This window comes from Acinetobacter sp. 1294596 (genome assembly GCF_000582925.1).
In the GTDB taxonomy this organism is placed as follows: domain Bacteria; phylum Pseudomonadota; class Gammaproteobacteria; order Pseudomonadales; family Moraxellaceae; genus Acinetobacter; species Acinetobacter radioresistens.
Map to the genome: position 1 here is coordinate 12,889 of NZ_JFCC01000036.1, position 19,940 is coordinate 32,828.

Below are 19,940 nucleotides of genomic sequence, written 5' to 3' on the forward strand. Positions count from 1 at the left end.
CTTGTTAAAGGCGCTTTTTTATTAAGAGGTCAGGGCTGACCAGAAAGTTCGGCAGATATATTACCTGCTGGTATTTGATCGACTGTATTCCCTTCAATGGCAATCTTTACTTCATTTTTCTTCTTTTTTTTCTTCTTTTTTTTCTTCTTCTTAGGTTCCTCACTCATTTCTTCACCATCTTCAAGTGCTTGCCAGTATTCAAGCTGCTCCATAACTGCCGCATAGATGGAACCTTTACTATAACGGCCTTTTTTATCTAATGTACCTACAGGTTGGGCCATTAAAATCTCTAGCGCCTGATCAATCGTGCTAATAGCATGGACATGAAACTGGCCGGCATTGACGGCATCAATCACATCTTGGCGTAGCATCAGGTGCTGCATGTTTTGGCGTGGAATAATGACGCCCTGCTTTCCAGTCAGACCTTGCAGTTTACATGCATCAAAGAAGCCTTCGATCTTGGCATTGACGCCACCCACCGGCTGTACCTGACCAAGCTGGTTCATAGAGCCTGTAATTGCCCAAGACTGGTCAATCGGAATCTGACTAATAGCAGAGAGCAGGGCCGATAACTCTGCAACAGTGGCGCTATCTCCATCTACTTGTCCATAACTCTGTTCAAAAGCCAATGCTGCCGAGAAATGAAGCATTTGCTCGCGGCCAAAATGTGCTTTCAAAAAGCTGGACATCAGTAGTACGCCTTTAGCATGCAAAGAACCACCAAGTTCAACACTGCGTTCGATATCAAGAATATCTCCACCGCCTTGGTATACCGATGCAGTCAGGCGGGAAGGCAGACCAAACTCTACATCTGCATAATGAATTACAGATAAGGCATTAATCTGGCCCAGGCGGTGCCCAGACGTTTCAATCAGCTGAGTACCGCGGGACAGGTCCTGCCAATAAAGCTCCCTTAAATAACCTAAGCGATATTTACGGTGGTCAAGTGCCATATTGATGTATTTGGCAGAAACCACCTTGTCACCCGCCTGATGGGCATGATGATGAGCTTCACGTATCAGGTCACCTAAAGTCAGTGCATGTAAAGACAGAGAACTTTGATCTTCTGCCTGGCGGCTTGAGTCTGTTAGGAGCGCAGCAAGTGCAGAGCGGTCAAAGGGTAATAACTTATCTGCCTGTACATAATCTGCAATGAGCTGCATGTAAGCCTGTTCGTTAGTGTCATTACGTTGTAATGTATCAGTAAAATCTGCACGGATTTTAAAAATACTGTCGAGTTCTGGTTCAACCTCTAGAATCTCATAATAAATTTCAGGTTCAGCTAGTAGAACCACCTTTAAGTTTAAAGGTACAGGTGCAGGTTCGATTGAAATACTGCCAGTCAAAGTTAGCATATGTTCAAGCGATGATAATTTAAGCTGCCCAGACTTTAAGGCACGTTTTAAACCCTGCCATGCATAAGGCTGTTCTAAAAGCTGTTCTGCTTCTAAAATTAAGAATCCGCCGTTGGCTTTATGCAGTGCACCAGGGCGGATCAGACTAAAATCTGTACTGATCGTACCATTTTGAGTTAGCTGCTCAACATGGCCTAAAAGATTGTAGTGGGTCGGGAAGTCTTCAAAAATAACAGGGGCGCCACTGTTTGGCTTATTACTGACTATAGTATTGACCTGATAGCGGGAAGGGACACGACTGAATAAAGCCGGTGAGAATTCGTCTTCTTCCTGATCCAGAATCATCTCGACATTTTCAATAATGTTTTCTGCATATTGCTTCAGGTATTTCTCTAAGCCGGCAACTTCAGCATATTTATTGAGAATACTCTCAATTCGTGGCATTACCACCTGTTTAGCAATTTCGCGGTTCAGGTCTGACACCTGATCTCTGGCTTCATCTTCAAGATCACCCAAATGTAAGCCCAATCGCTCCAGTTTTTTATCCATATAACGCATATTGGATGCGATTTCAGCACGTTCTTTGCTGCTCAGTGCATTAATTTCAGTCTGGCTCAGTTCTTCAAGTTTGCCATCTTTAATCTGTACAGGAACAAAGCAATGCTGTTCTTGATGGGAGACCAGTTTAAGGTCAAGGCCTTCGCCCTCTCTGGTTAATTCTACCAGTGCCTGCTGCTGTTCATTGCCGGTTTGCTGACGAATTAACTCGATCTGGTTATGATAGGTCTCGGCACTAAAGCGCCGTTCTAACTGTTTGAGTGCAACCTGCCAGGTTTGATGCAGGGCTTTTTGAAACTTGGGTCCATGTCCGGCCGGAAAACGTAGTAGTATGGGCTGGCGGGCATTTTCAAAATTATTGACATACACCCAGTCGTCTGGCGTAGGCATGGCTTTGGCATGCTGCTGTAACAGGCGCCGGATCATAGTACGTTTACCCAGACCTGCTGTACCTACAGCAAAGATATTATAGCCTGAATAAGGTAGCGTAATTCCGGCCTCGACAGAGGCTTTGGCCCGGTCTTGACCTAAAAAATTATTAAGGGGCTTGATCCGTTTTGTTGAGGAAGGAATTTTCTCCAGATCAGGAATATGAGTAAGCTGTTCTGGCTTGAGCGTAGTTAAGTTTAAAGTATTTTGAATTTCAGTCCGGTCCAATGCTGATGGATAGGCATGATCAAGTTGTTTCTCAAGATTAATTGTAGTAGTGGTAGATAAAGAAGATGTCATTTGATCGAGTCTTTGGGTCACTGTAAAATCCAAAACTTAATATTCGCTAGAGTTTTAAAGGTATACAGGTTTAAGGGAAAATATCAAGCAGGCGAATCAGCTTTCATTATAAAAGACAGCGGATTTCATAAAAAGCATTGAAACCTGATCAATTAAACGTTTGAATAGCAAAATTTAAGATTCACTGGAAAATAATTATTCAATGTCCACACAAAGTTCAGGATGGAAAGCCGCTTTCTTAGCCTTTCTTGACCGCCGAGCCCTTATTATGCTGTTTTTGGGTTTTTCTGCCGGTATCCCTATTTTATTGATTTTTTCAAGCCTGTCACTGTGGCTGGGCGAGGCAGGTATAGATAAAAGTGCAGTGACTTTTTTTAGCTGGGCAGCATTGGGCTATTCTTTTAAATTTGTATGGGCTCCTTTAATTGATGAGCTGCCTGTCCCGTATCTGACCAGAACTCTAGGGCGTCGCCGAGCGTGGTTGCTCATTGCACAGTGTTTGATCATTACTGCAATTTGTATTATGGCTTTTTCTGATCCGGCGCTCGGGCAGAGTCATCTGATCCAGATGGCAGCAGGTGCGGTATTACTAGGTTTCTCGGCAGCAACACAAGATATTGTAATTGATGCCTACCGAATCGAGCTTGCTGAAACAGAAATGCAGACAGTCCTTGCATCTACTTATAATGCCGGTTACCGGATTGGTATGATTGTTGCCGGTGCAGGTGCCTTATTCCTGGCAGCATATTTAGGAACTGCTAAAGGTAATTATATCTATACTGCATGGCAGACTACTTATCTGGTTATGGCAGCCGTCATGTTAGTTGGTGTATTGACTACATTTATTATTCGGGAGCCACAAGTAAACCGTATCTATAAAGAATATAAACGTAGTGATTACTACCGGCTGGTGGCAGTATTTTTTGTTGCGGTCATCAGCTTCGTTACTGCCTATATTTACTCAGGTACTGCTGTTGAAGCACTTGTTTATAATATGGGTATTGAAGATAGTTTTCTTTTGTTCCTGTTTGAAGCTTTGCGCTTTTTAGGCTCAGGCGCAGTATCAATACTGGTGGGTGCTACGCTGGTAAAACTGGGCGCTGTAAACCGGCAGATGGCTTTTGAAACCTGGGTAAATCCAATATTAGATTTTTTTAAACGCTATGGACTAAAACTGGCGCTGGTATTATTGCTGTTAATTGGTTTTTACCGGATTTCCGATATTATTGCTGGTGTCATATCTAATGTGTTTTATCAGGATCTCAATTTTAGTAAAGAACAGATTGCCGAAGCGGTTAAAGTGTATGGCGTAATTTTTAGCCTGATCGGTGGTTTCTTGGGCGGTTTGCTGGCGCAGCGCATTAATATTATGAAATTAATGTTTGTAGGGGCAGTATTGGCCAGTTCTACCAACTTAATCTTTATTGGCTTGGTTAAATCTGGTCAGCCATTAGGTGATATTGAAATTTCAGTGGGTCATCAAACTTATCAGACTACTACAGATGAAGTAGGAACTTGGAGTGTAGCAATACCCAACAGCCAGCTTGCACAGCAAAGCCAGATTTCAGTAAAAACTCAGTATGCAGATAGTCCTGAGCAGGTTAATGCCTATATACCTTATTTAACTCAGGATCATAACCGTTCTCAACTGCTGTTGTTACCCATTACCAGTGATAACCAGCTGGATCAGCAGGAGCAGAAAAATAGTCTGGTGGTAAGAGGGCAGTATGCTGGTCCTGCTTTTAATCCAGAGCAAAAAATAGTTTTACATCTGGATGGTCATAATTTCGATGCCAAACTTGATGACAACGGTATATTTAGCGCAGCAATAGATGCTCATCTGCTAGTCAATTCTCCAAGTAAAACAGTGATTGCGGAGTTGATAGAAAACAAGCAGGTAAAATTACAAACCACACACTCTTATAAAGTGAATAATTTAAAAACAGCCAAACAGCTTGATATCGATATTCAGCCACTTTCTGTTGTTGACCCCCAAAAAGACACAACAGTTGTAAGTGGTAAAGTCATTAAACCTTATAGCTCGCTCTGGTTATATTTTGCCATTATTGTTGATAATCTGGCGTCCGGTCTGGCAGGGGCGGCATTTATTGCCTTTTTATCTAGCTTGACCAGCGTTTCTTTTACCGCTGTTCAATATGCTATTTTTAGTTCACTTATGACATTAACTCCTAAGATTTTAGGAGGGTATTCAGGTACTATTGTTTCCAATATCGGTTATCCAAAGTTTTTCCTTATGACTACACTAATCGGTATCCCGATTTTGGTATTAGTCGTATGGGTAGCAAAATTACTGCGAGAACATCAATCTCTAGAATCTGAACATAAAGGTGATTAATCATGCGCATGCTGCATACCATGTTACGAGTAGGCAATTTAGAACAGTCTCTCAAGTTCTATACTGAAGTGCTCGGTATGACTTTACTTCGTAAACGTGATTATGAAGAGGGCCGCTTTACTCTGGCATTTGTAGGATATGGTGATGAAGCAAACCATACAGTACTTGAGTTAACCCACAATTGGGATACAGAAAGTTATGAATTGGGCAATGCTTACGGTCATATCGCCATTGCAGTAGAAGATGCCTACAAGGCATGTGAGGAAATTAAAGCACGTGGTGGTAATGTGGTTCGTGAAGCTGGACCGATGAAAGGCGGAGTTACCGTAATTGCCTTTGTTGAAGACCCAGATGGTTATAAGATTGAGCTAATTCAACAGGACGACAATGCCAGAAACAATTAAGTAAAAGACTAAGTGTTCAAAGAAAATACCGAACATTTTAGCTAAACACTAGCTTAAATAATTACGCTCAGTAAGATGAAACTTTACCTAAGGGTAAAATCATCTGACTGGGCTTTTCTATTATTAATTTTCAGCCTATAAAAAAACAGGATGTTGATTATGAATATATTAAAATTACTGGCATTGGACCGCTTTACTATATTGCTGATTGTAATGGTTATACTGGCAACTTTTTTACCAGTAAGTGGTGAGCCAGCTAAAGTCTTCGGGGTTATTACCAATATAGCGATTGCCATTTTATTTTTTCTGCATGGAGCAAAATTATCACGCCAGGCAATTGTTGAAGGTATATTGCACTGGAAATTGCATGTAGTGGTTTTTGCTTTTACGTTTGCTCTATTTCCTATCATTGGCCTATTAGCCAAACCTGTGCTACTTCCGATGCTTGGTGAGCAACTATACTTGGGTTTTCTGTTTATGTGCTTTTTGCCATCTACAGTTCAATCTTCAATCGCTTTTACTTCAGTTGCCAAAGGCAATGTTGCGGCGGCAGTATGTAGTGCTTCATTTTCAAATCTAGTGGGTATGTTTATTACTCCGGTTCTTGTCAGTCTTTTTATTTTTGGACAATCCAAACATGATTATGATCCGACTTCATCCATTATAGAAATTACTTTATTACTCCTTGTTCCATTTATTGCGGGACAGTTATTAAGGCCTTATGTTTTTCCCCTTATGCAGAAAGCGCCAAGCATTGTAAAAACTTTTGATCAGGGCACTATTTTAATGGTGGTCTATGGCGCATTTAGTGGTGCTGTTGTAACAGGTCTCTGGCAACAGGTAAGCTGGCTGACTCTATTTAACCTGACTTTAATATGTTCAGTGTTTCTGACAGTGATTATGTTGTTGGCTTGGTATATTCCTAAATGGCTGGGATTCAACAGACCAGACCAGATTGCAGTATTTTTTTGCGGTTCAAAGAAGACCTTGGCTAGTGGTGTACCCATGGCACAGATTCTGTTTGCAGGGCAGCCACTTGGCATGATTGTTCTACCGATTATGATTTTTCATCAGATTCAACTTATGGTCTGCGGCGTAATTGCTAATTATTGGTCTAAACAGGACACTGAGGAATATATGGGTGAAGAGGCGGCAGAATAATTCGCTATAAATTAATTTTTAATTTATAATACTGGCCACTTGTTGTGCTTAGCCCTGACGGAAACCGTCTCGGTGGGCCAAGAGAATGGTCTGTTGTGGTGTTGATCTGCTGTGGTTTTTATTAAGCCCGGCCTTCCTCAAATGATTTGAGAGTGGTCAATTGCGATGACAGCAAAACCTTTCTTTACTTAGGAGTAATCGACGATGCGCGCCGATATTCACCCAAAATATGAAAAACTTGTTGCTACCTGTTCTTGTGGTAACGTAATCGAAACTCGTTCTGCTTTAGGTAAAGAAACTCTTTATCTGGACGTTTGCTCAGCTTGTCATCCATTTTATACTGGTAAGCAGAAGAATGTTGACACTGGCGGTCGTATTGACAAGTTCAAACAACGTTTCGCTGGTATGTCACGTTCTATCAAACGTTAATACTAGAAAAAAAACGGGCATTAAGCCCGTTTTTTTACGCTTGAAAACAACAGCCTGAATTACTGATCCTGTACATCAGTTAAGAATTCCAGTTTTTTCTGGAAATAATTACCTTCCAAATAACGTGCTTCAATATTCCATGCATTGGCAAACAGGTTCATGTCATCAAGTTCACGCAAAATAATTTCAATGGGCTTAATTGCCAGGAAATTGATAATTTTTTCTTGCAGGTTGCCTAGTTCTTTATCATTAGAAATCAATTGTGTTAACTGTTGAGCTAAGGTGACATACTGTAGCTCTATCTGATTTAGTAATGATTCACTATAAATAGAATTTCCAAAATTCCGGATTGAGATCTCTGCACCATATTGATGTAATAGCGCAATCTGCTTTTGTGCTGCCGGTAAATTGTAAAGAATTTCTTCCTCAGCAAATTGCAAAATAAGTGGATGGGACTGTTTACTACCAATAATGGTAATAAGTTTAGCCACCAATTCAGGAAGCTGTGAGTCATTAAATAAAATATGCTGATTCAAGTTAACAATCAGTCTGGCGTCAGGGTATTGGCGAATAAAATTATGTAATTGTTTACAGGCTTCTACCAGTACCCAGCGATCAAGTTTGATTGAAAGCTCATTGTTTCCTTGTAGGTCAGCTAAACCGGAAAATTCTTGCCAGCGATTTTCATATATAATACCGCTGGTAACTTCATAAGTATAAAGATTGATATCTTGCTTATCATAAAGCTGTTGATATCTTAAATGAATATCTGCCTGCTGGAGTTTCTGGGCCAATACTTGTACCAGTGAAGGGGTAGAAATGGCTGCGCTCAGAGCGGTTTCTGGAACTTCAGGTACCGGAGCCGGCTCAACTTCAAGCGGAGCAGTTAATTCTAGTTCAGGCTCATGTTCCAGCTCAGGCAGGTGATGATTAAATGCATACTCCAGAAGCTTTTCGAAATGATCATTGTCCCGAATTTCATCTGGAATGAGTGTATAACCAATTTGTAGTTGCAAAGAGAAATTCACATCATTAACTGTCAGAAGCTGGGCTTTTTCGAGGGCGCGCAGACTCATTAACTGAGATTCTAATATTTCTTCAGATTCTGCTTGGAACAGGGCACCATATAATATGGTATGAACTTTAAAGACCAGCGTATGAGTTTGCTCTCTAATAAAGTCTTCAATATTCAAAAAGTAAGTTTTTAAAGTATTCCAGTCACTCTTGAAAATCTGATCAGAACAGGTGGCCAGACTAAATACCACCAGAGCATTAAATTTTGCAGGTTGGCTAATTAAATAACGGTTGACCAGCTGGAAAGGGTTAACTGAACTTGAGTTTTTCTCTGATATCTGGGGTGAGCTATTATTAGAGAGCACGGTATTAGAATTACTTGAGTCACAATTAATTCTAATTTGTAGAGCGTCTTCCTCTGCAGCAGATACAAATTCAAGTTCAAGTGCGGATGAACAGGCAACCTGACTGTTTAGAGTGCGTATTTCGAAATGCCCCTGATCAAACTGCCCCTGACTGATTTTTTTAAAACGCTGTTTAAAATCATTCAGATCTTCAGGCTGTAATATATCTAAAAGAGGTAATCCAATAACTTCATCTTCTTTTTCCAAGCCGAATAAATTCAGGTATTCATTATTTGCCTGAATATGAATTCCTTCCTGAATAATGGCAACAGCTTTATGACTTTCCTGAACCAGGGTCTGGGCCTGATTCTGGGCCATCTCAAGTTCAATACTTAAACGCTGTTGAGCCTGTACCAGTCGGTAATATGAAAGTGCCCGTACCAGCCCTATATAAAAACGTTCTGGAAAATCTAAGTTAATGACATCATAGATACCTTTATATATATAGTGATTATATTGTGCCGGTTCATATTGATCAGGCTTTATAAGGAGCACCGGTAAACTTGGCTGGGTTGATGCCTGTACGATTGAAAGAGCCTGTTCAACTTTAAGATCATAGGCCCGGCCGAAAATAATCAGATCCCAATCCAGATGAAGCTGCTTTTCAAAACTTTTTAAGTCATCCAACAGCACCGCCTGTACAAGATGATCTTGCTGAGCAAAAATCTCTATAATCTGGTTATAACGGATCTGATTATCATCAATAATGAGTAGACGCGTTTCAGTACGTTTAAATTTTTTGGAGAGTAGCGGGTTTCTCACTTCAATGCTTCCCATAAATCTTGTTTATTTAATTCTTGCGCCTGTTTATCCATAAACTGATCGAGTAACCCCTGTTGCTGCTCGTTAATCAACTCAAAATTGAACTGGATAAAGCTTTGGGTAATCAACAATGCCTTGGTAAGACAAATTTTGATTTCTTCCTGGCCCAAGCGCAAGTAAATAGTTTGGTGTTCTTTAAAGGTTTGTGAACCTGGTAAAATAAGGGTGACCTGCTGCTGAAAGACGGCCTTTTGAATAAGTAAAGCAGGATGATAATTAATTGTATGAAGATCAATCTGCATTCGAACTGCGCACGGATACATCTCTTGTGCCAAAATTTCCAGTCCAAGTTCCAGGCTTTTATTGGTAGACTGCTTAATCCAGCGAATGACTCCACCTCGCCATTTCTCTTGGGTTTCTTCCTTAACCAGTATAAATTCGCCTGTGCGTAAATTTTTTGGGGTTTCACCTTTCCATTTAATTCGGTAACCATTTAAGCTGACATCAAGCACGCTGGTCTGATAAAGCTGTTTGGCTTCTCGATCCAATAGCCGGCTAGAATTGACCTGGGGAAGAGTATCAGGCGTATCTTTATCCCAGTTTAATAATAATTTTGATTCACTTTGAAAGCCATAATTATTTTCCAGCATTAATGTTTCATTAAAAGTCTTGGCTTTTGAAAGATAGAAATGTGCGGACAATAAACTAAAACAGATATCTAGCTGTGCAGAATATTGATAGCGGTCATGACGGCGTTCTGTCGTGCTGCCTAAAATGGTTTGTACATGGAATTTGAGTGCCAAACTTAAATTTTTCTGTTCATGTTTTGATAAAAATTCTGGCGTTCTTCCAAAAGTCGCATTGATGTGTTCCAGCAATTCCTGAGTAGTAATAAAAAAACTGGGTTCAAAATCCGGATTCTGTTTTTTCTGGTGAATTGGTGGGTAGTCTTTATTGCAATCTACAACATATTTGGTAAGAGTCGTTGCTCTAGGTAGAATTTGGATCAGCTTGGCCCAGTCAAAACTGCATTGATAAAGTGACTGAATTTCAGAGGGCCGAATTTGATGGGCATTAAAAATGTCCAGTAAGATCAGCTGGGCATAGGTCTGATTAATATTGGCTAAAATATTTTGAGTGCCCTGTATCTGGTTAATATTGTTCATATGAAAATCATTTTTTAAAGCAATATCATACAGTTGATGAGCAATGAGCCATTGACCGGTAAAATAGTGACTATAAAGTATTTGCTGTTGATACAGTAGGCTAACAAGTTGTTGCAGGGCATAATAAATTGCCAATGTTCGAGCTATAGATAAGTTTTTTTTCTGGTTAAAAGCAAAAAGAGAAAATTTTTGGTGAGCGAGCTGCTCGTGCGCAGAACGCGCAATATTAATATAAACTCCTGCAAAGTGACAGCGTAGTAGCATAGCCAGTTCAATAATATGCTCATTACGGTCAGTACTGATAGGGCCCTGATTAAAAAAATGTTTTTCTAAGCTGGTCAGTACTTTATCTATGGTAGGATGCAAACTATGAATCAGGTCAAATCTGAGTGTTTCACTACATTTTAAGTGAGAGATTTCGAGTACGGCATGAAATAGGGACTTAGAGGTGTCACCAAGCTGCATGAAAGACAGATTACCTGCCCACATTTCCAGATCTTTCACTGTAGCAGGTGCAAAGCTAAGTTTTTCCCTATCAAGAACATTGGGGGAATGAAATATTTCTGAAAATGTACTATTCATCATACTTATTATAGAAACTCAAATTGTTATAGTCCCAAACAGCGGTGTCTTATTCTTCTCACCTGCAATCTCCCTAACCAGTTTAGGTACTAAATAACCTGGCAGACTTGCTAGGACCTCTTTATAAACTTCATCAATCTTTGAAGAAGGCAAGTCAAAGTGATGGGCCCCCTTAACTTTATCCAGCACATGTAAATAATAAGGCATAACCCGTGCCTCGAACAGTCTATAACTTAAATTGATTAATACTTCCGCAGAATCATTAATACCCTTAAGTAAAACGGCCTGATTGAGCACAGTGACCTGACGACGTGCCAGTTCATGCAATTTTGAACAGGTGAAGTCATCGAGTTCTGAAGCATGGTTAGAGTGTACCACCAGTATAATACGTAGCCTACTGTTTTCCAAAAGAGAAATTAACTCATGATCAATACGGTCTGGAATCACAATCGGCACACGTGAATGTATTCTAAGCGTATCAATCTGGGAAATAGACTCAAGCCTTTCCAGCCATAAGCCGAGTTTACGGTTGGATAAAGTCAGTGGATCACCACCACTTAAAATAATTTCATGAACCTCAGGTTGACTTAAAATATAATTTTTAATTGCTGGCCAGTCTTCATTTTTAGGTAAATTTTCCTGATAGGGGAAGTGACGTCGAAAGCAGTAGCGGCAATGAACTGCACAGGCACCTGTTAAAGTAAGCAGGAAACGTGTTTTATATTTATGCAAAACACCAGGTAAGAGATTGGCTGCCTCTTCACCTAAAGGATCAGTAACAAATCCTGGAAAATCCTCTAGTTCAAGATGATGTGGCAAGACTTGCAGCAAAAGAGGATCAAGAGGGTCACCAATGCACATTTTTGCAACAAATGCGCGCGGTACGCGTAATTTAAACTTTTCAGAAGCCAGAACTGCCCCTGATAATAACTGTTCGGGTGAAAGCTGAAGCGCGTGTAACAATTCTAGCGGGTCAGTAATTAGGTCACTGAGTTGTGATTGCCAGTTTTGCTCTTGATATAAATAGTTTATCATGCCACACGTTAAAAATAATGCTAGTCTAGCATTAATAGATTTAAGTTAGTAAGTTTGGAGCGTGCCAGTCATGGCCAATTATTCTACAAATGATTTCAAATCAGGCCTCAAAGTTATGCTTGATGGCAACCCATGTTCAATCATGGAAAACGAATACGTAAAACCGGGTAAGGGGCAGGCGTTTAACCGCGTTAAACTGCGTAACCTGAAAACGGGCAAAGTATTAGAAAAAACATTCAAGTCAGGTGATTCACTCGAAGGCGCCGATATTGTAGAAGTAGAAATGAACTACTTGTACAACGATGGTGAAATGTGGCATTTCATGGACCCTGAATCTTTTGAACAGATTGCTGCTGATAAAAACGCTATGGGCGATGCAGCAAAATGGTTAAAAGATGATTCAAATGAAACCTGTACAATTATGCTGTTTAATGGTGTACCTTTAAACGTAAGTGCACCAAACTTCGTAACCTTAAAGATTATTGAAACTGATCCGGGTGTACGTGGTGATACCTCTGGTGGTGGCGGTAAGCCGGCAAAACTGGAAACTGGTGCAGTAGTACGTGTTCCATTATTTGTACAGCAAGAAGAAAGTGTTCGTGTAGATACCCGTACTGGTGAATACTTAGAACGTGCATAATGGTTTAAAAATAGACTATTATCAAAAGGGATGATCATGATCATCCCTTTTTTAATGCCAAAGTATTAGATGAAAACAAAAAGATGAGGAGTAGAGTCAAAAAAGGAAATTTGCAAAGGGAAAGTAGCACGATGAATAACAATAACTAACCTGCTTAAATAATTGAAATACGAGGTCAAGATGGAATCAATTCAAACTAAGTCATCCCCCTTTTCAAAATTGATCTGGGTGATTGTAGCAATTATCGGGGCAATATCTTTCGGGATACTTGCTGTCAGTCGTGGTGAACATGTTAATGCAGTCTGGTTAGTGCTTGCTGCTGCCTGTGTCTATAGTATAGCTTATCGTTTTTATAGCCTGTTTATAGCCAACAAGGTGTTTGAGCTTAATGCCAGACGGCTCACTCCAGCTTATCGGATGACCGATGGCCTGGATTATGTCCCAACCAATAAATATGTACTTTTTGGCCATCATTTTGCTGCAATTGCCGGTGCGGGACCTTTGGTAGGACCGATTCTGGCAGCCCAGATGGGGTACTTGCCCGGAACGATCTGGTTGCTGGCTGGTGTAGTACTGGCTGGGGCTGTACAGGATTTTCTGGTCCTGTTTATTTCTACCCGGCGAGATGGACGCTCACTGGGGGAAATGGCAAAACAGGAGCTTGGATCTTTTGCCGGTGTGATTGTAATGCTGGGCGCACTTGGGGTGATGATTATCATTTTGGCAGTACTGGCGCTGGTCGTAGTCAAGGCTTTAACGAATAGTCCTTGGGGGGTATTCAGTATTGCGGCTACTATTCCTATTGCAATTTTCATGGGCATTTACATGCGCTATATACGCCCGGGCAAGATTGCAGAAGTCTCAGTGATTGGTTTCATTCTGATGATGCTAGCCATTGTGTATGGAGGAAATATTGCTGCACATCCATACTGGGGGCCATTTTTTACACTTTCAGGTACTCAGTTGACCTGGTGTCTGATTATTTATGGTTTTGTGGCTTCAGTACTGCCAGTATGGCTGTTGCTTGCACCACGTGACTATCTATCGACCTTCTTGAAAATTGGGGTAATTGTCGGGCTGGCTGTTGGTATTATTTTTGCCTTGCCAGAACTAAAAATGCCTGCTGTAACTCACTTTATTGATGGTACTGGGCCTGTATTTGCCGGTTCGCTCTTTCCATTTCTGTTTATTACTATTGCCTGTGGTGCAATTTCAGGTTTTCACGCGCTCGTTTCTTCAGGTACCACACCAAAGCTGGTTGAAAATGAAGTTCATATCCGCATGATCGGTTATGGCGGTATGTTGATGGAATCTTTTGTTGCGATCATGGCCATGATCTGTGCAACGGTACTAGAACCAGGAGTATATTTTGCAATTAATGCTCCAGCTGCTGTTTTGGGTACAACAGTTGAAAGTGCAGCAGAAGCTGTACGTAATCTGGGCTTTGTTGTGACACCCGAAGCATTAGCACTGCTCGCAAAAGAGGTAGGAGAAACTACGATCTTGTCCCGTACAGGGGGAGCGCCAACATTCGCAATTGGTATGGCTCATATTATTTCCGAAATCTTTAACAGCCGTGCCATGATGTCATTCTGGTATCATTTTGCTATTCTGTTTGAGGCTTTATTCATCCTGACAGCAGTCGATGCCGGTACACGTGCCTGCCGTTTTATGGTACAGGATACAGTAGGTATTGTAATTCCGGCTGTAAAACAGTCTCATAATTTCTTTGGAAACCTGCTGGGGACTGCGGTAGCTGTAGCCGGTTGGGGCTTCTTTGTATATCAGGGCGTTGTCGATCCGCTAGGCGGTATTAACAGCTTGTGGCCATTATTTGGTATTGGTAACCAGATTCTGGCAGCAATGGCACTGATCTTAGGTACAGTCATCCTTTTCAAAATGAAGAAAGAAAAATATGTTTGGGTCACGATTTTGCCTACTATTTTTCTTTTCATTACTGCAATGACAGCAGGCTGGCAAAAAATCTTCCACGAAAATCCGAAAATTGGTTTCTTGGCGCAGGCTAATCGCTTCTCTGATGCAATTGCTCGTAATGAGATTCTGGCTCCGGCAAAAAGTATTGCTGAGATGCAGATGATTGTCATGTCGAATCAGATTAATGCGGTCCTCTGCGGTTTCTTTATGATTGTGGCAATCGTGATGGTCATTGCATCTATCCGTGTAGTACGTCGTGCTTTGGCTAGCCCAACACCGACAGTAAATGAAGCACCCGCGGTATATCGTGATGAGACAGCGCCTGTAACTTCGGTCAGAGGAGAGTCTTAATGAAATTGAAGCTTGCAAAAAATAGTACGACTGTTCTGGCAAAGATAATCAAGTTTACACTTTTGTCGCAAAAGCATCTGATTTTCTCTCCAAAGAACTGGTCACGTATCGCGACTTTATGGCAACGTTTGCAACAAAGTTTTCGCCTGATGGTAGGGGTGCCTGATTATCAGACTTATTTAGAACACATGAAACAGCACCATCCAGATCTTGAAGCAATGGACGCTAAAACATTTTATCGCCACTGTGTAGATTCACGTTATCCATCGGCAGGGGGAGATTTAAAAAAATGTCCATGTTAGTAATAATTTAGTAACTTAGAAAAACATAAAAACGGTGTATGTTAAATATACACCGTTTTTTTATTCAGGAAGGAAGGGGATGTGGGGAACCAACAGGCTTCAAAAGAATGAAAAGGATCAACAGAATGAAAAACTAGCCAGGCAGATAGGAGAGTATGCCTCACAAATAGACAGCTTTTTACAGCAGATCAATACCATTATTCTGGATAAACCGCAGCAAACCAAATTGGCCTTAAGTTGTTTGCTAGCAGGTGGGCATGTCCTGTTTGAAGACTTGCCCGGATTAGGTAAAACTACTTTATCGAGTGCATTAGCGCATATTGCCGGTTTAAGATTTCAGCGCATACAGTTTACCAATGACATGTTGGCCAGTGATGTAATTGGAATTAATATATTTAATCAGGCTGAACATATTTTTGAGTTTAAACCAGGACCGGTTTTTACCCAGATTTTACTGGCTGATGAGATTAACCGTTGTAGTCCGAAAACACAGAGTGCCTTGCTGGAGGCCATGGAGGAAGGTTGTGTCACAGTAGACGGTGTCCGACATGCTTTACCTCAGCCATTTTGGGTGATTGCTACACAAAACCCTTTATTCCAGAGTGGAACTTATACCTTGCCAGAGTCCCAGCTGGACCGTTTTTTAATGCGATTATCCTTGGGCTATCCATCGCGCCAGGCAGAAAGGATTCTGTTACAACAGGACTCGCGTCAGGCATTAATATCAACAATTGAGCATGTCTTTAGCCAGCAGGATATTCTGAATCTTCAACAACTGGCACGTAATATTTATTTAAGTGATGTAGTGCTGGATTATATTCTGGATTTGGCTGAAATGACCCGTAAAGGCCGACATGGGTTATCTACCCGCGGAATATTGGCCTTAAAAAAAGCTACGCAGGCCTATGCTCTGTTAGAAAAGCGCAGTTATGCGACTACAGATGATGTACAGGCCGTATTTAATGCCGTGGTTTCTCATCGTCTCGGAACTACTGATGCAGAAAGCTATAAACTTCTGCAAAGTGTGGCGGTTAGTTAGGAGCACACCATTTGCAGAAACATATCCAGGGCTGGCTTGCCAAGCGTTTCCGGATTGATGGGCAAAAAAAGCTCAAGCAGCGGGATATACTGGTCTTTATGTATCAGCAGGGTTACCTGTATTTGGTTCTCATACTGATTACTTTTATTGCCGGAGTTAATTATGCCAATAACCTGATACTGGGTTTCTGCTTTTTAATCAGTGCTGTACTTTGTATCAGTTTTTATCTTGCTTTTAAACAGTTGCATCAACTCAAAATAGAAGTGATTGTGCCTGAAGTCGGCCGGGTAGGCCAAGCCATGCAGATAGAGATTATTTTTTATCAGGAGCGAGAGATTGTACGTTATTTAAACCTGTATTATGCAAAGCAAATTATTCCAGTTCTAGTGCAGCATAAACAGCAGCGTTTTCACTTACTGGTGTGGCCAGAAGAACGCGGAGCATTACATTTACAGCGCCTACAGATATATTCTACTTATCCTTTCGGATTGGTTCGTGCCTGGACCTATCTTTATCTGGAACAAATGAGCTGGATTGCCCCTCAGGCTTTAGATTTTAAAGCTGAGAATGCTGCACAAAACGCATTACAACAGGCACAGGATATGGATGAATTTCAAGAACTGCGTGATTTTAAAACGGGTGACTCTTACCATGCGGTGTCATGGAAGCAGGCTGCTCGAGGTCAGGGCCTCTATATCAAGGTATTTGAAAGCTATCCCGAGCAGAATAAGATAGAAATTTGCTATGAGCATATGCCAAGTTCAGAGCATGAAGAAAAACTGAGTTTAATGATGGGACTGGTAGATCAATGCGAACAGCAACAATGCCCTTATCGTTTGGTTTTACCGCAGGATGAGCTGGCCACTGGATCAGGTGAAGCTCAATTTCAGAAAGCACAAAAATTACTGGCGCAGGCTTAACTATGTTAAATCGACCTGTTCATGGCGCCATGCTACTGGCTATCGGGCTGATCTGGCTGGCACAACTGGCTTTCACTCCTATAATGAACAGCCTTCTATTTGCTTGTGTAATAATAAGCTTGGCATGGCAATATCATAAAAATCTCCATAAAAAACAGTCTAAAATTTTTCAGGTCATTTTTGTTCTATTGAGCTTTGCTGCGATTTACTGGCAGTATCGGAGTTTCATCGGTGTAGAAGCAGGGGTAACACTATTAGCAGTGGGCCTGTATGGTAAAGCTTTAGAGACTCGAACTCGGCGTGATTATCTGATTATTTTTAACTTTGCACTATTTGTAAGCGCCAGCCTGTTCCTTTATAGCCAAAACATCGGGATGGCTATCCTGATCTTATGTTCACTCATCAGCTGCTTGATCGGGCTGTACCGGATTCAGATAAGTGATTTTCAACAAGAACAGGTTAAAGGCCGTTTAAGAAAGGACTTTCAGCATGTAACTAAGCTGATTCTCTATGCCATACCATTTTTTATAGTACTATTTATTTTTTTTCCACGGTTGCCTCCACTCTGGTCAGTACCATTACAGACTGATCGTGCCACCACCGGTATAAGTGACCGGATGTCACCAGGAGATATCGCCCAGATTTCTCAATCCAGTGCGCTGGCATTCCGGATTTTAGGCAATATACAGAAACTACCTGAGCGTGAGCAGCTGTACTGGCGCGCGATGGTGCTGGATGAATTTGATGGACAGACTTGGACTAGCCATTTTATTAATCAGCAACCTAAGACATTGCCATCTCTTCATATAACTGACGGGCTAGATTACCAGTATCTGCCTGCTGACTCACAACAGCAATGGGTAGTATCGCTTGAAAAGTCTATTCCTTTACAGGCGAACTTCCAGTTACATCAAGACTGGAGTATTACTCCAACCCGTCCAAATCAGGGTGCACAGCCCATTCGACTGCAATGGTTGGGACAGTCAGCCCAGACGGTAGCACCCCAGTATTCGGATACAGTTCAGGCTATAAACCTGAAAGTACCCAGTAGCACTGACCCCCGGACCCGGCAGTTAGCCAGCAATTTATTTAAACAGAGTGATCAGCAACCTGTTCGGTATGTAGAGAATGTATTGAACTGGTATCGTCGCAATGGCTTTGTCTATACTTTAAGTCCAGGCCGTCTTGGGCAAGACAGAGTGGATGAATTCCTGTTTAAGTCCCGGCAGGGTTTCTGTGAGCATTATGCAGGTAGTTTTACAATGTTGATGCGCTATGCCGGTATTCCTGCCCGGGTAGTAGTCGGGTATCAGGGAGGACAGCCGGCTCCAGATGGACAAAGCTGGGAGGTGCGGCAGATGGATGCTCATGCGTGGTCGGAAGTCTATTTAAATGGCCAGTGGCATCGAGTTGATGCAACAGCTGCGGTAGCACCAGAACGGGTAGGGTCGGGCATGCAAGACTATCTGGAACAGGAGCCTTCTACACTAGGCAATAATCACCGTTCTGGCTTGCAATATCAACAGTTTGCCTTGCTTAAAAATATTCGGGTATGGAGTGATTATGCTTCCTATCAATGGCAAAGCAAGGTCGTAGGATATGATACTGATAAACAAAAAAACTGGCTTGCACGTTTAGGTTTAAAATCTATTTATAGCTATATTCTGATTTTATTTATTAGTATTGTGATGCTGGTTCTAATCTACTTGTTGATACAGTATCGTCAAAATCTACAAAAAATGACCCCTTATGAACGTTCTATAAGAAAATTTACTAAAAATCTTCCCGTTGAACTGCATAAGTACTCTTATGAGACTTTTCAACAGTGGATGATAAGATTGGCTCAATACAGTAATGACACAAGTTCTTTTTATGAACTAGCTCAACTTGACCAGAAAATTCGGTTCATGCAACAGGACACGCCAGAGAATCTTAAAATGTTTAAGAAATTGCTTAAAGACTGTGCATTTGCTTTAAAGCTGAATAAAAAAAACTTGTCAGAAAAATAAAAAATGCATATGATGCAAAACACTTAGGCGTATAGCTCAGTTGGTTAGAGCGCTACGTTGACATCGTAGAGGTCTCCAGTTCGAGTCTGGATATGCCTACCAAATATGACACCTTATGGTGTAAAGGTTTCAAGGAAATACAAGTACTTGAAGCCTTTTTTAATATCTGGCCTTCATAAAATAAAATATTTTTAATTTTATATGCGCTGTCATAGATATAGAACGTAAAAAAGTCCTCATAGTGAGGACTTTTTATATTAACGCTGAGTTTTAAATTCAAGCACTGTATTCTTGTTGCTGTTCATCAGTTTTAGCTCAGTTTCACTCACCTTATATTCAGTAACCTGATTCAAAGCATTAGTAAATTTATCTGGTAAATTTGTAGGGCTTAAACACGCTCTTCGTGTTTTGGCTATTTCTGAGAAAGTAATTTGTGTACCTTTCACTGCATAGCCTCCCATAAGACGGTTACAGCCATCAGTTCCGCTAAGTTGAGTATTATCAAAAGTTAAACTTGGAACATCAGATTGCTGAGGATCAGCCTTATATTTTACATCATTGATCTGAGTTACTATCCAAGTCTTGTTTTGTAATAAAGCCAAGTTGCGGTCAGTAGATGGGTTGTTCATAGTAGCACAACCGGCAAAAGCTAAAGTGGATGCAATGCTAGAGGCTATAAAAAGTTGTTTTATCAATTTTTTCTCCTATAAAACTTTAAATTATATTCTTAGGTTAACTATTATAGCATAGAACAAATTTAACTAAGTACAGAGGTAAATTACTTTTTAT

The 19,940-nt window shown here is 41.0% G+C and carries 15 protein-coding genes and 1 tRNA gene; 11 read left to right on the forward strand and 5 right to left on the reverse strand.

Annotation, left to right across the window (positions count from 1 at the left end; genetic code table 11):
* Positions 1-29: 29 nt before the first annotated feature.
* Positions 30-2,663, reverse strand: coding sequence for a Lon protease family protein (locus tag J502_RS11955; RefSeq protein ID WP_034429925.1), 2,634 nt, complete (start codon positions 2,661-2,663; stop codon positions 30-32).
* 181 nt (positions 2,664-2,844) lie between these two features.
* On the opposite strand from J502_RS11955, the gene J502_RS11960 reads away from it, so the two are divergent.
* The 4 genes from J502_RS11960 (at position 2,845) to rpmE (ending at position 6,992) form a co-directional block, all read left to right on the forward strand.
* Positions 2,845-4,998, forward strand: a complete 2,154-nt coding sequence (locus tag J502_RS11960; protein ID WP_034684247.1) for an AmpG family muropeptide MFS transporter — start codon at positions 2,845-2,847, stop codon at positions 4,996-4,998.
* Between the two features lie 2 nt (positions 4,999-5,000).
* A complete protein-coding gene (gloA, locus tag J502_RS11965; RefSeq protein ID WP_005015008.1) occupies positions 5,001-5,402 on the forward strand; it encodes a lactoylglutathione lyase in 402 nt (133 codons plus the stop codon).
* 159 nt (positions 5,403-5,561) lie between these two features.
* A complete protein-coding gene (locus tag J502_RS11970) occupies positions 5,562-6,563 on the forward strand; it encodes a bile acid:sodium symporter family protein (RefSeq protein ID WP_005015007.1) in 1,002 nt (333 codons plus the stop codon).
* A gap of 204 nt (positions 6,564-6,767) precedes the next feature.
* The gene (gene rpmE / locus J502_RS11975; protein WP_005015004.1) at positions 6,768-6,992 is read left to right on the forward strand and encodes a 50S ribosomal protein L31; all 225 of its coding nucleotides are present in this window, start codon (positions 6,768-6,770) and stop codon (positions 6,990-6,992) included.
* 59 nt (positions 6,993-7,051) lie between these two features.
* On the opposite strand, the gene J502_RS11980 is transcribed toward rpmE, so the two are convergent.
* Genes J502_RS11980 through epmB form a run of 3 tightly spaced genes read right to left on the reverse strand, consistent with a single transcriptional unit; the run spans position 7,052 to position 11,955 of the window.
* Positions 7,052-9,187, reverse strand: coding sequence for an EAL domain-containing protein (locus J502_RS11980; RefSeq protein ID WP_034684250.1), 2,136 nt, complete (start codon positions 9,185-9,187; stop codon positions 7,052-7,054).
* Positions 9,169-10,923, reverse strand: a complete 1,755-nt coding sequence (locus J502_RS11985; protein ID WP_005015002.1) for a cyclic-di-GMP receptor FimW-related protein — start codon at positions 10,921-10,923, stop codon at positions 9,169-9,171. The genes J502_RS11980 and J502_RS11985 overlap by 19 nt, the downstream gene beginning before the upstream one ends.
* Positions 10,924-10,938: 15 nt before the next feature.
* Positions 10,939-11,955: an EF-P beta-lysylation protein EpmB gene (gene epmB / locus J502_RS11990; protein ID WP_034684252.1), complete on the reverse strand. Its 1,017-nt coding sequence runs from the start codon at positions 11,953-11,955 to the stop codon at positions 10,939-10,941.
* 70 nt (positions 11,956-12,025) lie between these two features.
* On the opposite strand from epmB, the gene efp reads away from it, so the two are divergent.
* From efp to J502_RS12025, 7 genes are all read left to right on the forward strand, one after another.
* Positions 12,026-12,595 carry an elongation factor P gene (efp, locus tag J502_RS11995; protein WP_005015000.1) on the forward strand — a complete coding sequence of 190 codons (570 nt, stop codon included), beginning with the start codon at positions 12,026-12,028 and terminating at the stop codon, positions 12,593-12,595.
* 180 nt (positions 12,596-12,775) lie between these two features.
* Complete coding sequence (locus tag J502_RS12000) at positions 12,776-14,881, forward strand: carbon starvation CstA family protein (protein WP_005014998.1); 2,106 nt, start codon at positions 12,776-12,778, stop codon at positions 14,879-14,881.
* Positions 14,881-15,183, forward strand: coding sequence for a YbdD/YjiX family protein (locus J502_RS12005; RefSeq protein WP_005014997.1), 303 nt, complete (start codon positions 14,881-14,883; stop codon positions 15,181-15,183). The genes J502_RS12000 and J502_RS12005 overlap by 1 nt, the downstream gene beginning before the upstream one ends.
* 79 nt (positions 15,184-15,262) lie before the next feature.
* Complete coding sequence (locus J502_RS12010) at positions 15,263-16,222, forward strand: AAA family ATPase (RefSeq protein ID WP_005014996.1); 960 nt, start codon at positions 15,263-15,265, stop codon at positions 16,220-16,222.
* Between the two features lie 11 nt (positions 16,223-16,233).
* Positions 16,234-17,142, forward strand: coding sequence for a DUF58 domain-containing protein (locus tag J502_RS12015; protein ID WP_005014995.1), 909 nt, complete (start codon positions 16,234-16,236; stop codon positions 17,140-17,142).
* Positions 17,143-17,144: 2 nt separating this feature from the next.
* On the forward strand, positions 17,145-19,151 hold the full coding sequence (locus J502_RS12020) for a transglutaminase TgpA family protein (protein ID WP_005014994.1): 2,007 nt from the start codon (positions 17,145-17,147) through the stop codon (positions 19,149-19,151).
* A 25-nt stretch (positions 19,152-19,176) separates the two neighbouring features.
* A tRNA-Val gene (locus tag J502_RS12025) sits at positions 19,177-19,253 on the forward strand.
* 155 nt (positions 19,254-19,408) lie between these two features.
* Here J502_RS12025 and J502_RS12030 read toward each other — a convergent pair.
* Entirely contained in the window at positions 19,409-19,846 is a 438-nt protein-coding gene (locus J502_RS12030) for an META domain-containing protein (protein WP_005014993.1), read from the reverse strand.
* Positions 19,847-19,940 lie beyond the last annotated feature (94 nt).

Excerpts from the sequence above, each read along its gene's own strand:
- epmB (WP_034684252.1), bottom strand. The coding sequence starts at position 11,955 with ATGATAAACTATTTATATCAAGAGCAAAACTGGCAATCACAACTCAGT.
- efp (WP_005015000.1), top strand. The coding sequence starts at position 12,026 with ATGGCCAATTATTCTACAAATGATTTCAAATCAGGCCTCAAAGTTATG.
- J502_RS11980 (WP_034684250.1), bottom strand. The coding sequence starts at position 9,187 with ATGGGAAGCATTGAAGTGAGAAACCCGCTACTCTCCAAAAAATTTAAA.
- gloA (WP_005015008.1), top strand. The coding sequence starts at position 5,001 with ATGCGCATGCTGCATACCATGTTACGAGTAGGCAATTTAGAACAGTCT.
- J502_RS12000 (WP_005014998.1), top strand. The coding sequence starts at position 12,776 with ATGGAATCAATTCAAACTAAGTCATCCCCCTTTTCAAAATTGATCTGG.
- J502_RS12010 (WP_005014996.1), top strand. The coding sequence starts at position 15,263 with ATGTGGGGAACCAACAGGCTTCAAAAGAATGAAAAGGATCAACAGAAT.
- J502_RS11960 (WP_034684247.1), top strand. The coding sequence starts at position 2,845 with ATGTCCACACAAAGTTCAGGATGGAAAGCCGCTTTCTTAGCCTTTCTT.
- rpmE (WP_005015004.1), top strand. The coding sequence starts at position 6,768 with ATGCGCGCCGATATTCACCCAAAATATGAAAAACTTGTTGCTACCTGT.
- J502_RS12005 (WP_005014997.1), top strand. The coding sequence starts at position 14,881 with ATGAAATTGAAGCTTGCAAAAAATAGTACGACTGTTCTGGCAAAGATA.
- J502_RS11985 (WP_005015002.1), bottom strand. The coding sequence starts at position 10,923 with ATGATGAATAGTACATTTTCAGAAATATTTCATTCCCCCAATGTTCTT.
- J502_RS11970 (WP_005015007.1), top strand. The coding sequence starts at position 5,562 with ATGAATATATTAAAATTACTGGCATTGGACCGCTTTACTATATTGCTG.
- J502_RS12020 (WP_005014994.1), top strand. The coding sequence starts at position 17,145 with ATGTTAAATCGACCTGTTCATGGCGCCATGCTACTGGCTATCGGGCTG.